This is a genomic window from Streptomyces sp. NPDC047525 (assembly GCF_040643025.1).
Classification (GTDB): Bacteria; Actinomycetota; Actinomycetes; order Streptomycetales; family Streptomycetaceae; genus Streptomyces; species Streptomyces durmitorensis.
This window is the reverse complement of sequence record NZ_JBEYTL010000029.1, coordinates 14,925-28,301: the sequence shown is the minus strand read 5'-3', so window position 1 is coordinate 28,301 and position 13,377 is coordinate 14,925. Positions and strand designations below refer to the sequence as shown.

9 protein-coding genes are annotated in these 13,377 nt (G+C 69.5%); 4 read left to right on the top strand and 5 right to left on the bottom strand.

What is annotated here, in order from left to right; genetic code table 11:
- Window positions 1-50: 50 nt before the first annotated feature.
- The 5 genes from ABZ833_RS43260 to ABZ833_RS43240 form a co-directional block, all read right to left on the bottom strand.
- Complete coding sequence (locus ABZ833_RS43260) at window positions 51-1,343, bottom strand: beta-ketoacyl-ACP synthase II (RefSeq protein ID WP_361058997.1); 1,293 nt, start codon at window positions 1,341-1,343, stop codon at window positions 51-53.
- Complete coding sequence (locus tag ABZ833_RS43255) at window positions 1,330-2,136, bottom strand: GDSL-type esterase/lipase family protein (RefSeq protein ID WP_361058995.1); 807 nt, start codon at window positions 2,134-2,136, stop codon at window positions 1,330-1,332. Before ABZ833_RS43255 ends, ABZ833_RS43260 begins: the two co-directional genes overlap by 14 nt.
- Window positions 2,137-2,384: 248 nt before the next feature.
- The gene (locus tag ABZ833_RS43250; RefSeq protein ID WP_361058993.1) at window positions 2,385-3,629 is read right to left on the bottom strand and encodes an SDR family oxidoreductase; all 1,245 of its coding nucleotides are present in this window, start codon (window positions 3,627-3,629) and stop codon (window positions 2,385-2,387) included.
- Between the two features lie 99 nt (window positions 3,630-3,728).
- Complete coding sequence (mdlC, locus tag ABZ833_RS43245; RefSeq protein WP_361058991.1) at window positions 3,729-5,330, bottom strand: benzoylformate decarboxylase; 1,602 nt, start codon at window positions 5,328-5,330, stop codon at window positions 3,729-3,731.
- 39 nt (window positions 5,331-5,369) lie between these two features.
- The gene (locus tag ABZ833_RS43240) at window positions 5,370-6,521 is read right to left on the bottom strand and encodes a Glu/Leu/Phe/Val dehydrogenase dimerization domain-containing protein (protein ID WP_361058989.1); all 1,152 of its coding nucleotides are present in this window, start codon (window positions 6,519-6,521) and stop codon (window positions 5,370-5,372) included.
- 318 nt (window positions 6,522-6,839) lie between these two features.
- Between ABZ833_RS43240 and ABZ833_RS43235 the strand changes: the two genes are divergently transcribed.
- From ABZ833_RS43235 to ABZ833_RS43220, 4 genes are read left to right on the top strand one after another with little or no spacing between them, the layout of a single operon-like run.
- Window positions 6,840-7,985 carry a SagB/ThcOx family dehydrogenase gene (locus tag ABZ833_RS43235; protein ID WP_361058987.1) on the top strand — a complete coding sequence of 382 codons (1,146 nt, stop codon included), beginning with the start codon at window positions 6,840-6,842 and terminating at the stop codon, window positions 7,983-7,985.
- Between the two features lie 34 nt (window positions 7,986-8,019).
- Window positions 8,020-9,255, top strand: a complete 1,236-nt coding sequence (locus ABZ833_RS43230) for an aspartate aminotransferase family protein (protein WP_361058985.1) — start codon at window positions 8,020-8,022, stop codon at window positions 9,253-9,255.
- Window positions 9,252-12,422 (top strand): amino acid adenylation domain-containing protein, encoded by a 3,171-nt coding sequence (locus tag ABZ833_RS43225; RefSeq protein WP_361058983.1) that lies wholly within the window; start codon window positions 9,252-9,254, stop codon window positions 12,420-12,422. The genes ABZ833_RS43230 and ABZ833_RS43225 overlap by 4 nt, the downstream gene beginning before the upstream one ends.
- Complete coding sequence (locus ABZ833_RS43220) at window positions 12,419-13,150, top strand: alpha/beta fold hydrolase (RefSeq protein WP_361058981.1); 732 nt, start codon at window positions 12,419-12,421, stop codon at window positions 13,148-13,150. The genes ABZ833_RS43225 and ABZ833_RS43220 overlap by 4 nt, the downstream gene beginning before the upstream one ends.
- Window positions 13,151-13,377: the final 227 nt, after the last annotated feature.

The following is a 13,377-nucleotide window of genomic DNA, read 5'->3' as shown; positions in this document are numbered from 1 at the left end:
CGCGCGCAGGTGCCTTGCGGGGCGACGACACGTCTCGCCGAGCAGACGCGTCATACCGACCGGAAGGCCAGTGCGACGTTGTGCCCGCCGAAACCCAGCGACGTACTCAGCGCCGCAATGGGCCTGTCGGGCAGGCGGCGGGGCTTATCGCGTACGACATCCAGTTCGATGTCCGAGTCCTGGTCGTCCAGGTTGATGCTCGGCGGAGCTGTCCTGTGGTGCAGTGCGAGAGCCGTGAACACAGCCTCGACGGCACCGGCTGCCGCGATCAGGTGTCCAGTCATCGACTTCGTCGCGGAAACCGCGGCATGGTCCAGGGCTGCACCCAGGCCCCTTCTGAGCGCCCGGGACTCAGCGAGGTCACCCGTCGGGGTCGAGGTGGCGTGAGCGTTGATGTGCACCACATCCGCAGGGGACAGGCCGGACCTCTCCACCGAAAGGTCGATGGCCTGGGCCAACTCACCGCCTTCCGGGTGCGGTTGGGCGATGTGATGGCTGTCGGCCGTGGTCGCGGAGCCGGCGATCTCGCAGTAGACGCGGGCGCCACGGGCTCGGGCGTGCTCGGTGGATTCGAGGACGAGAGCTGCTGCCCCCTCCCCCATCACGAAGCCGTCCCTGTTCTTGTCGAAGGGACGTGAGGCCCGCTTCGGGTCGTCGTTCCTGGTCGACAGGGCGCGCATCGCTGCGAAGCCGGCGATGGCCAGGGGCCTGACGATTGCCTCGCTTCCTCCTGCGAGTACGACATCGGCATGGCCGAGGCGGATCAGCTCGGTGGCGCGGGCCACCGACTCGGCACCGGACGCGCAGGCACTGACAACCGCGTGCACTCCGGCCCTTGCTCCTGTCTCCAGGCCCAGGACGGCAGCCGGGCCATTGGGCATCAGCATGGTCACGGAGAAAGGGCTGATGGAGCGCGCGCCCTTCGCGCTCATGGCTTCGTACTGGTCGAGTGTGGTGCCGAGGCCGCCCATGCCACAGCCGAACACCGTGGCAACACGCCGTGGATCGAGGCCGCAGCCGCCGCCGGCCGCGCCCTTGTACCCGGCGTCCTCCCAGGCCTCACGCCCAGCGATCAGCGCCAACTGCCCGCTGCGATCAAGATGGCGGCATTCGGGGCGGGAGAGCATCTGGCCGGTGTCGGCACGTACGCGTGCGGCGATGCGTACCGGCAGTTCATCGGCCCAGCTCTCGTCGATCTCGCCGACCCCGCTGGTGCCACCAAGCGCAGCGGCCCACGTCTTGGCGACACCGCTTCCGATCGGGGTGAGCGCGCCCAAGCCAGTGACCGCGACGTCTGATGCCGCGCGGGCCGAACATTGCCGTACAGAATCAGATCTGAGCATCAGGCAGCATCCTCATCGATCGTCGGAGCCTCAGAGCGACCCGGCCGTCTCCCAAAGGGGCGAAGTGGGCATTGAGCGTGTTCGCGTGCTCGGCTGTGTCGGAGGCCGGAAAGTTCAGTTCCCCCGGCCCCGGGCTCTCCCGTTCCGGTGCTGTGCCCCCCGCCGCGGCCAGGACGGCGGGCAGCAAGCGGGCCGCGGCCCTTGCGTAGGCATCCGGCGACGGGTGGAATCCGTCTGCCGCATGCGCCGCGGACGGATCCTCGTGACACAGCGGTTCCGAGAGCGAAGCGACCCGGGCGCCTTCGGCGAGCGCGACCGTTGTCTGCAGTCGGGCAAGGCGTCGGGCCCTTCGGCGCACCAGGGAGCGAACCGGGCGGTACAGACCGTTCCCCCACCCCAGGTCGGGGCAGGCCGCCACCACAACGGAGCAATGCTCGGTCCGCATCAAGCGGATCTGACAAGCGAGGCGCCGGGCACGGCGGTGGAGTCGAACCGGGAGCAGCACGTCGTTGGCACCCGCCATGACCACCACGACGTCCGGTTCAGCCCAGACGGCCGTTTCCGCTTGGCTCTGCATGGACGTGGCGGTGGCTCCGCGCTCCGCCTCGACCCGTACGTCGACCGGTCTGCCGAGTTCGCCGGCGAGGGCGGCGGCCAACAGCGCGGCGGGGACCTGGTCAGGTCGGTCGGCGCCACAACCCAAGCTGGTCGAGTCGCCGATCAGTATGAGGCTGACGGGTGTTCCCCGCCCCTCGCCATACCGGCCGCAGACCGTGAACTCGGGGAGGTTCACGCTCCGGTACTGGGCTCGCCCCAGACAGGCCGAGTAGCAACGAGCCATGAGCCTGCGAGTTCTCGCGATCGGGGCCAACTGGGCTGCTGGGGTGGACGGCTTGTGCATGTGTTCCTCCTCAGGCCGGCGAGACAGCTGTCCAGAATGCCGATGACAGAGCTGGGGAATGGTCGGGGCACAGGGCCCCCTCACGTCCGGAGCGCGAGAGCAGGACGCGGGCCGAAGCGACGGCGACTGCAGGTCCTGTGTCATACAGAGGCGGAAAGCACACCCACATGCGGCCCGCCCTCAGGCACCGCGGATTGCATGGCGGCCCCCTTCATGCCACGCACCAAGTACTCAGTGGTGACCCGAGGGGCCCGTACACGCACTCCGAGTGAGTCGAGGGCACCGGTGTCGAAGGACAGGCGTTGCCTCAGGTAGGGCAGGACCGCGTCCAATCCTTGCGGAATGCCCCGCACGTCCACAGGGAGATGAGCACTCCCGGTCGGCCGGAGCAACAACCGCAGAGGGAAGAGGTGCTCGAACGCCGCGGTGATGCGGCTGACCGGCGTATCCCGGGGATGCACGACGTGCATCAGCTGCGGCCCCGGTTCGTGCGCCCGCTCCGTCACCTGCGCCATGGTTCGCGCGGCGGCCACGACCGGCAGAAGGTTCAACCGCGCCTCGGGGTCGCCCGGCACGCCGAGCGAGAGGGAGAGGCGCTTGCCCCCTTCCGCCGTCGAGAGCAGCCGACCGGCCACCGCAGCGATCTGAGCGAGCCCGTGGCGAGGGAGTTCGGGCTGGTCGGCCATGTCGGTGACGAGCAGGCCCGTTCGATGCACCACGGCACGAGCGCCGGTGTCGGCCGCGTAACTGTGTACATACCGATCGGCGTCGGCGTGGGCCCTCTCGTGCCGATTGCGGCAGTTCTCCGACGTGCGTGCGGCTCCAGATTCCCGGACCGTGCCCGGGGGCTGCGCTCCGTGTGCGAACACGGTGCTCACCTGATGGAACACGGTGGGCCGCTCCCCCGACGCCGCGAGCGGAAGCAGCGCGTGAGCCCCCTTCGCAGGAACACCACCCGCGAAGTCGCACCCCTGATGGAAATCCGGGCTGGCCGGACAGTGCCACACCACGTCGAACCGATCCGCGAGCGCTTCGTAGGCTCCGCGCCCCATCCCGAGGTGAGGCGCTTGCGGATCGACGTACACCGCATCCAGCTGCTCACTCATGTCCAGAACGGACTGCGGCGGATAGCCGAGAAGCGCCAGCCTGCCGAGAAGGCGCCTGCGCACCACAGCGGGGTCGCGGGTGGCGAGCAGCGTGAGCCGGTGTCCCCTGCTCAGGAGCTCCGAGGCAAGCCGGGGTCCAAGAAAGCTGGCCCCGCCGGCGAGTGCGATCTCCATGTGCGTCATCCCTCTCTCCCTCGCACAAAGGCTCTTCAGTCCGACCGTCGGTCTCGACTGCTCTGTCTTCCTTTCTATCGATTGCTTCAGGCACGAGGACGACACCGAATCAGCCTTTGGCCTGTTGAAATTGTTGAATGCACGAACTCCATCCGGAGTTCTCACGCTCTGTCGCGGCCGACCGGGATATGTGCCGGATTCCCCCTATGACGCAAGAGGGACGTGAATGAGGTTCGGCTCGGGGGCGGCGATGGAATCGGTCAGGAGTGTCTTCAACTGGTCAGCGGACCGCGCCTGCCGGGCTTTCACGCCGTAGGCACTGGCCAGTCCCATGATGTCGACACCGGGGAGATCCAGACCCGGCAGAGGCCCTGTTCCGAGGGTGCGTCCCCAGTTCTTGAGAATGCCGTACTCGCTGTTGTCCAGTACGAGGACCGTCAAGGGGACTCGGTACTGTGCCGCCGTCCAGAGAGCCTGCAGCGTGTACTGAATGGACCCGTCGCCGATCACGGCGACCACCGGGCGCTCCGGCTCGGCCAGTTGAATGCCGACACCGCCGGCCAGGCCGAAGCCGAGACCTCCCGCTCCCGTGAAGTAGTAGCTGCCCGGCCGCGAGAACGCTGCCGACTGCCAGTAGGCGGGCAGCTGTTGGGCCGCCTCATTGACCACGATCCCCTCATCGGGCAGCGCCTTGGCGAGTTCGGTGAAGATCTCGACGTCCCGCAGCGTCCCGTCAGTCGCGGGGGCAGCCTCTTCGTCCGTCCGAGCCGACGGCATCCGAGGTGCGAGACGGTCCGGTCGGCGGACCTTGCTTCCTGCCAGCGACCGGCAGAGCGCCTCGGCGGCGGCTACCGGTGAGCCGAGCCAAGAGGTTCCGGTGACTGCACGGGCGGCTTCCTCGGGATCTGATGTGACGTGCACCAGCCTTGTCCCCGGCGCAGCGGCGGGCCCTCCCGTCCACTGGTAGTACGTGAAGACGGGAGCTCCCAGCGCCAGCACCAAGTCATGGCCCTCCAGAGCCTCCGCGACCCCGTCCGCCGATGACGGCAGCGGTCCGCGGGCCGCGATGTGCGCGCTGGGGAAACCCGCCCGTGGTCCGAAGGCGGGCAGCCACACCGGAGCGTCCAGCCGCTCGGCCAGAGCCACTGTCGCGGCATAGCCCGCCTCGGTGTCCAGTTCCGGACCGGCGATCAGAGCGGGCGCACGGGCCTGCGTGAGCTGCGCGGCCAGCGCGTCGAGCGCTTCGGGGTCAGGTACGGAGTCGCTTGTGCGCGACCTGTGGGAGGTGCCCCCCGCCGGTGCATCGACGTGCTGCTCCCAGTCGTCCATGGGCACCGAGACGCACACGGGACCGGCCGGCGCCTGGCCGGCCCGCAGGATGGCCTGGCCGAGCACCGCCGGAGTGTCCTCTGCGCGGGCCGGCTCCGCCGTGTGCTTGGCCGCCCCCTGTGCCAGAGCCATCGGGTGACGGTTGACGAGCAGGGACGGTGTGGGCAGAGCAGCCCTGACCTGCTGACCGGCGAGGGCCACCACAGGACTACGGGCACCGGCAGCATTGACCAGGGATCCCATCGCATTGCCGAGACCAGTGGACGTGTGCAGGTTCACCACAGTGGGCTTTCCCGTCGCCTGGGCGTATCCGTCGGCCATGGCCGTGGCCGTCGCCTCGTTCAGCGCCAGTACGTAGGTGAAGTCCTCCGGCAGCTCTGCGAGGAAAGGCAATTCGGTGCTTCCGGGATTGCCGAAGATGACGCGCATGTCGTGATGCCTCAGAAGTTCCTGAGTGCGCTGCCTGACCGTGCTCATGATTACCTTCTTCACTGGTGAGTTGTGCGGGAACGGGGGTCAGCCGTGCAGCGCGGACGCCATGCGCTGTTCGGCCATCTCGTCGGCCACGGCGCTGGGGGCGGTGCCAGTTGACTCGGCGGTGGCGAGGATCGATATCGTGGTGTCGTAGATCCCCTTCGCCCGTTCGCGCGCAGATCCGGCGGAGAACGCGGCGCAGGACCTTTGGCCCTCCTGTGCCACGTGGATGACTCCGCCCGCATTCACCACGTAGTCCGGCGCGTAGAGAATGCCCCGCTGGCGCAGCCGCTCCTCGGCCCCCTCGTAACCGAGTTGGTTGTTGGCGGCTCCGCAGACGACGGCGGCCCTGAGCCTGTTCACGGTGACCTGGTCAAGTACTCCGCCCAGCGCGCAGGGAGCGAAGACGTCCAGTTCGGCATCGAGAAGCGCCTGTGGGGGGACGGTGTGAACCTGGGGGTGCCTGGCACGGATGTGGATGAGCGCGCTGGGCCGTGTGTCGGCGGCCAGGACGGACGCTCCTTCCTGGATCAGCAGGTCCACCAGGTGTTGCCCCACCTTCCCCACGCCGCACACCCCTACGCGCCGTCCGCGCAACTCGGGATCGCCCCAGCGGACAGCAGCGCTGGCCCGCATGCCCTGCAGCACGCCGTAGGCCGTGAGCGCAGACGGGTCGCCCCTGCCTCCGCAGTCAGGAGAGCGCCCGACGACGTGTCGCGTCTTCTCGCCGACCACGTCCATGTCCGCTGATTCCGTGCCGACGTCGCAGGCGGTGACGTAGCTGCCTCGCAATGATTCGACGAAACGCCCGTAGGCGAGCAGGAGCCCTCGGGACTTGCGCCGCGACGGGTCACCGATGATGACCGCTTTGCCGCCCCCGTAGGGCAATCCGGCGAGAGCGTTCTTGTAGGACATGGCCCGGGAGAGGTTCAAGGAGTCCATGACAGCGTCGGCGGCGCTGCCGTAGGCCTTGAAGCGTGTGCCGCCGAGTGCAGGGCCGAGCGCCGTGGAGTGAATGGAGACGATGGCCTTGAGTCCGGTGGCACGGTCCTGGCACAGCAGGACCCGTTCATGAGTGCCTTCACCCGCTCCGCCTGCTCCCTTGGCGAAGACCCCTCCTGCGAGGTCGAGCACCTGGGACTGCGGGGGTACTCCTGACTCACTCGCGGGTGATTCGGCGATGGAACGACGCATGTCGGATTTCCCCTTCTTCTGGGATCTTGGAATTGGCAGGCCGCCTCTTGAAGTGCAGCCCGGATGGAACGCGCACTGACAATTCGCATGGCGTGTCGCGTGCGCCGTCCTTCAACAGTTCCCGCAACCGGCGCCCCAACTGCCGTCCATCACCGATGGGTTGTTGAGCACGTTGAACCGGACAACGCACCAGTTGCCCCTCGGCGTGGCCGGCCCCACGCGGCGGCACCGCGGCTGCGACCTTGGTCCGACTATCCGTTTAGTGTTGAATTCCGCGTGAATTAGTTCCGCTCGGCGCACTCTGGGAATTCGCTGGGAATGAACGATCAGCACGCGTACCGCCGCAATCCAAACCTGCTTCTGGAATGGGGAGGTGACGCCCGGAGCGACGAATGGGCCCCGGCCCTCTTCGATGCCCGCCGTGGCGTCACACACTCCTGGCCGTGTCCCCCGGACGGCGTGAGCCTCCGGTTGCAGGTGCTGGCCCGGCTCGGCCGCCCCGGCACCGCCGAGACGCTCCGCGCACACTGGCCGGAGGCGCCCCCGCTCTCGTATCTACGGGACGTGCTGGCCGAGTTGGCGGATGCGGGGACCATCGAACCGTGTGTCGATCCGTGTCCCCCGCAGGATCTACCGCGAAGCGGCCTCGGCTCCTGCTCCCCGCACCAGCTGGCGGCCCATCATGAGGCGTGCATGGTCCCACCGGACGTCGGCGCCCTGCCCGGCCCGTCGCCCCCTGCGAGGCTGTGCCATGCCGAGGCCACCGCAGTCACGGCCCTGCCCGACGCCTTGGGACCTGCAAGTGAGCCGCTGTCAGCGGTAGTGGAGAAGCGCCGCAGTGTGCGGTCCTTCCACAAGCGCCCGGTTCCCTTGCTGCTGCTCGCGGCGCTGCTCGGCCGGGCTGCCCGAGTGCGCGGTTTTCTGCCCCCGCTCGAGCATCAGCAGACCCAGCGCCCGTCCCCTTCCGGCGGCGGACGGCACAGCCTGGAGATCTACGTGCTGGCGAGAGCCGTCGACGGGCTGCCCGCCGGGGCACACCACTACGACCCCTTTGACCACGCCTTGGAACATCTCGCCCCCTGGGACGCGCGTCTCGATGAACTGACGGACCGGCTGATCACCCGCCCCGGGCGGATGGACCGGACTGCGCCCGTCAGCTTCTACCTCACCTCGTACACCGCTCGTACATCGTGGAAGTACGGCCGCATGGCGCTCAGTCTCATTTACCGGGACGCGGGATGCCTGATGCAGACGCTGTGCCTGACCGCGACGGATCTCGGCCTTGCCGCCTGCCCCATCGGGGCCATCGACGCGCCCGTGACCGCTCCCTTCCTGCGGGACACCGACGAGGAGCTGATGCATGTGGGCGGGTTCGCGCTGGGACTGCCGGCCGGGGGCCCACCGCCCGCCGATCTCCTGACACCCGCCCGAGGAGGAAGCCATCAGCACACGCAGCCTCATTGACCGGCACCGGACATCCCTGCCGCCGTGGTCCCCGTTGTCCTACCGCGACCCCCTGGAGATCGTCTCCGGGCACGGGCGCACGGTACGCGGCGGAGACGGGCGCGACTATCTGGACTTCTACTCCGGGGTGGCCGCGAACCTGCTCGGGTACGACGTTCCACAGGTGCGCGAGGCCGTGGAACGGCAGTTGAGCACGGGTGTCCTGCACACATCGACCTTCTACCTCATCCGTTCCCAGGTGGAGCTGGCCGAGCGCATCGCTGATGTCTCCGGGATCGACGACCCCGTGGTGTTCTTCACCTGCTCGGGCACCGAAGCCGTGGAGACCGCGCTCCTGCTGGCCACGGAGTACCAGCGCAGCCGGCACGTCATCGCCCTGCGGCACAGCTACCACGGCCGTTCGTTCGGTGCGGTGGCGGTGAGCGGCGACAAGCGGTGGCAGGGGACAGGGCTCTCCCCCGTGTGCGTGGACCACGTACCTGCCGGGCCGGAACAAGGAGACGCCGGTCACGGCCAGGTCGACGGGTACGCGCTGGAGCTGGAGGATCTGATCGACGCGGCGCCCGGGCGCCGGATCGCTGCTCTGATCGCGGAGCCCGTCCAGGGAGTGGCCGGTGCCGTACCGCTCGCCGACGGGCAACTGGCCGCATACGCGCGAGTGGTGCACGACCGGGACTCGCTCCTGATCTGCGACGAGGTGCAGACCGGCTGGGGGCGCACCGGTCGATTCTGGGGCCACCAGTGGGACGAGGACGTCCGTCCGGATCTGCTGGTCTTCGCCAAGGGCGTCGCGGGCGGACTGGCCCTGGGTGGTGTCGTCGGGCGGCGCGCGGTGATGTCGTGCCTGCCCATGCCGTCGATCTCCACGTTCGGTGGCAATCCCCTGTCCACGGCCGCCGCCGTCGCGACGCTCGACTTCATCGTCGAGCGTGACCTTCCGCGACGGGCCGGCCAGGCGGGGCGCGCGTTGGGCGCGCTCCTGGAAGAAGGGCTCGCCGGGCTCGCGAGCGTGCGACGGGTGCAGGGGCGCGGCCTGCTGCTCGGAGTGGCGTTCCAGGACCCGGTTTCCGGTGCGCCCTGCGCCGAGGTGGCCACCGCCGTCCACGAGGAGTGCCGGGCCCGGGGACTCCTGGTGGGGCTCGGCGGAAGCGCCGGGCATTGCGTGCGCGTCATGCCGCCACTGACCTTGACCGATGAGGAAGTACGCCGGGGCGCCGCCCTGCTCGTGGACGCGGCCCGCGACGTGGACCGATGCTGGAGCGACTCATGACCGAGATGAACACATCAACTCCCTTTCCCCTCACCGATGTTCAGCGCGCCTACCTGATGGGGCGCCAGGCCGGACAGCCCCTCGGGGGAACCGGATGCCATATGACGTTCGAGTTCGACCACGGCCGCGCGCCCGACCCGGAACGTCTCGACGAGGCCTTTCGGCGGCTCCAGATGCGCCATGTCTCACTGCGGACCTCCTTCGCCGGACTCGACCACGGGGTGCCGCTCGACCAGCCGTCGGGGCGCCTCACCGTCCATGACCTGAGGCAGGTGCGCTCCGGCGCCGTGGACGCCGAACTCGGCCGCATCCGCGAGGAGATGGCAGGACAGCTCCTCGACGTGGCGGCCGGCCGGTTGATGGATCTGCGGCTCACCCTGCTCCCCGGCGGAGGGGCGCGCCTGCACGTGGACATCGACCTGCTGGCCGCCGACCCGCCCGCCATCAGGGTCGTGCTGGATGACCTGGTGGCCTTGTACGACGGTGAACTCCCTTCCCCGGCAGGCGACTTCGCGCAGTACCGGCGCGAGCGGGAGGCCCGCGCCCCACTCAGTGAGCGCACGGCACGTGCTGAGCGCACGGCCGAACGATCGGCTCAGGAACAGGGCGGTCATGCCGATCGTCATGAGTCGTCCACGGCTCCCCGGCTGCCCTACGCCGTGGAGCCGGACGAGCTGCCGGTGGTCCCTCGCTTCGCCCGGCGCGAAGTGGTCGTACGGGGTCCGGCATGGCAGCGGATCAAGGACAGGGCACGTGCGGCCGGCGTGCGGGCCGATTCGGTGCCCTTCGCCGCATTCGTCGCCACCTTGCAGCGGTGGAGCGAGGAGCAGGACTCCGATTTCGTACTGAATCTGCCGGTGTTCGACCGGCCGGGCGCTTCCCCTCAACACACGTGCACCGTCGGCGACTTCAGCGAGCTGCTGGCCGTGACGGCGCCCGCCGCACGGTCGGGACGTCTGGCCGATCTGGCTCGCTGGGCCGACGGAGCGCGTCGCACGGACGCGCCCACCGTGACCCGGTTGCGGGAGGCGGCGCGAAGCCGGGGGGAGACAGCCCCTGCGCTCGGCGTCGTGTACACCGCGCTCGCGCGCAGTTGGGTCTCCTCACGTTTCACGGACAGGTTCGGCGCCCCCGCCTGGATGCTGTCCCACACTCCGCAGGTGTGGCTCGACTGCCTCACGTACCCGGCCTCGGACGCCGCCGACGGCGGCATCGTGATGGCCTGGGACGCCGTCGAGGAGGTATTCCTGCCCGGGACGCTCGACGGCATGACCGAGTACTGCGGCACCGTGCTCGACGTCTTCGCGGACGCGGACTGGGACGTCTCGGTCCCGGAACAGCTGCCCGCCCGTCAGGTGGCCACCCGCCGCCGCGTCAACGACACCCGGGGGCCGGAGAGCGGGCTGCTCCTGCACGAGCGCTTCTTCCAGCTGGCCGCGGAGCGACCCGAGCGGGCAGCCCTGCACCACGGAGAGAGCACGCTCACCCGCGGTGAACTGGCCGAGCGGGCACTCCGGTTGGCTTCGCACCTGCGTCGGCTCGGGCTGCGCGACGGCGAGCCGGTCGGGATCAGCCTGACGTCCGGCGAGGCCCAGGTCGTGTCGGTGCTCGGCGTTCTCGCGGCGGGCGGAGCCTATGTGCCGGTGGGCCCTGACCAGCCCGAGGAACGCCGGAAGCAGGTCCTGCGGGTGGCCGACGCGCGATTCGTGATCGGTGAGGAGCGGCAAGCCGGCGCCCGACCGGCCGGCGCTCCCGCTCAAGTCCCCTTCGACGTGGCCCTGGACCTTGGCCTCGCTCCCTTGGCCCGGCCCGTACGGACTGCGCCCGGGGCGCCCGCGTACGTGATCTTCACGTCCGGCTCCACCGGTACGCCCAAGGGCGTGGAGGTCAGCCACCGGTCCGCCGTCAACTCCCTGGAGGACCTCAACCGCCGCTGGGGCGTGGGCCCCGACGACTGTTGTCTGTCGGTCTCGGCCCTCGACTTCGATCTCTCCGTCTACGAGATCTTCGGCCCGTTGATGGCAGGCGGCCGCGTCGTCATGCCGCGCGGCGACCAGCGCCGCGACCCCGAAGCGTGGCTCCGTCTGATGCGCGAGCACCACGTGACCGTCTGGGACTCGGTGCCGGTCCTCCTCGACATGCTGGTGACCGCCGGGGAGCTCGGCGGCGCCCCCAGCACCCTGCGTGTCGCGTTCACCGGTGGTGACTGGATCGGCACCGATCTGCCCGGCCGCCTGCATCGCCTGGTGCCGGAATGCCGGTTCGTCGCCTGCGGCGGAGCCACCGAAGGAGCCGTGTACTCGAACTTCCACGAGGTGACGGAGGTGGACCCCGACTGGCCGTCGGTTCCCTACGGCACTCCCCTGCGCAACCAGTGCTATCGCGCAGTGGACGCGCACGGCCGCGACTGCCCCGACTGGGTGTCCGGTGAACTGTGGATCGGCGGCACCGGTGTCGCGCTGGGATACCGCGGCGACCCGGACCGCACGGCCGAGCGTTTCGTCGAGTACGACGGGATGCGCTGGTACCGAACGGGGGATCTTGGCCGGTACCGTCCCGATGGAGTCCTGGAGTTCCTGGGCCGCTCGGACCACCAGATCAAGCTCAATGGATATCGCATCGAGCTGGGTGAGATCGAGGGCGTCCTGGGCAGCCACCCAGATGTCGCCAGGGCGGTGGCGGTGCTGGTCGGGGAGGGGTCCGGGCGCCGGATCGTCTCCTATCTGATGCCCAGCGGAGACAGTCTGGACCTCGCTGCCGTACGCGATCACGCCGGGCGCCGGCTGCCTGCGTACGCCCAGCCCGACACGTGCCTTCTGGTACCCGAACTGCCCCTGAGCGGCAACGGAAAGATCGACCGCAAGCAGCTCATCGGCTGGGCGGCGCCGCTGCGTGAGCCCACACCACAGGAACCTCCGCTGCCCGGTACAGAGAGGGCCCTGGCCCACGAGTGGGCCGCACTGCTCGGTCGCGCCCCCGCGTCCCGCCACGACAACTTCTTCGACCTCGGCGCGGACAGCCTGCTGGCCATGCGGCTGTCCCTCGCGGTGACCGAACGGTTCGGCACGAAGGTGCCGCTGCGCCGTCTCCAGTCCGCGGCCACCCTGGTCGGCATGGCCCGCGCGATCGACGACGCACCGGACACCGGACTCAAGGAGACATCGTGACAGGGCCTGTGTCCCCCGCACGCCGCTGGCTGCGCCCCTTGAACTCTCCTGCCCATGCGGAAGTCCGGCTGATCTGCTTCCCGCATGCGGGGGCGGGTGCCAGCGTCTACCGCCGGTGGCTGCCCCATGTACCTCGCGACCATGAACTGTGGGCCGTGCAGTATCCCGGGCGCGAGGACCGGGTGGCCGAACCCTCGCCGCCCGATCTGTCGAGCCTGGCCCGGCACGTGGCTTTCGCACTCCAATGGACGGCCGACAAGCCCTATGTGCTCTTCGGCCACAGCATGGGAGCCGTCCTCGCCCATGAGACCTGCCGGCACGTCGCCCTGCTCGGACTGCCCGCCCCTCGCCGCCTTGTGGTCTCGGGCAGTGCACCGCCTGCCTCGGCGGGTGCGGCCTGCCGCGCCGAGGCGGGCACGCCTCCCGAGTGGCTCGACGAACGTGAGGCGCCCGGCGCCGAGACCACGACACTTGCCACCCAGGCGCTGGATGCGGACATCGACCTCCTGAGCCGCCATCGCCCCACCGAGGCACCCGCGTTGGACGTGCCCCTCGTGACGCTGCGGGGCACCGACGACCCCAGCGTCCCGCCGGATGCCGCGGACGGCTGGCAGGCGCTCACCACCGGGAAGGCCGAGAGCGTCCTTCTCGAGGGCGGCCACTTCACCTGCTTCACCCACCCCGGGGCGACCGTGCGGCACGTGGTGCGGGCGGTCGAGGACCTGTGACGACTCCCTGTCGTTCTTGCGTACCACCGCCCAACGGAGTGATTCGGTGGTGGGACATCGCTGATGTGACCACCCACAGGGCAGGCATATGCCGCATGAATGATCCATTCGCTCACTCCCCGTTGTGCGGCACCCGCCCCTGTGCGCGCACCCCTGCCCCCCCCGTCCCACACGCGACAGGGCACGGCACACAATCCGACGACGACGGTCCCGACCGCACCTGAAGA

Bases quoted from the DNA above. Each gene is read 5' to 3' on its own strand.
- ABZ833_RS43260 (WP_361058997.1), bottom strand. From the start codon at position 1,343: ATGCTCAGATCTGATTCTGTACGGCAATGTTCGGCCCGCGCGGCATCA.
- mdlC (WP_361058991.1), bottom strand. From the start codon at position 5,330: ATGAGCACGGTCAGGCAGCGCACTCAGGAACTTCTGAGGCATCACGAC.
- ABZ833_RS43240 (WP_361058989.1), bottom strand. From the start codon at position 6,521: ATGCGTCGTTCCATCGCCGAATCACCCGCGAGTGAGTCAGGAGTACCC.
- ABZ833_RS43235 (WP_361058987.1), top strand. From the start codon at position 6,840: ATGAACGATCAGCACGCGTACCGCCGCAATCCAAACCTGCTTCTGGAA.
- ABZ833_RS43225 (WP_361058983.1), top strand. From the start codon at position 9,252: ATGACCGAGATGAACACATCAACTCCCTTTCCCCTCACCGATGTTCAG.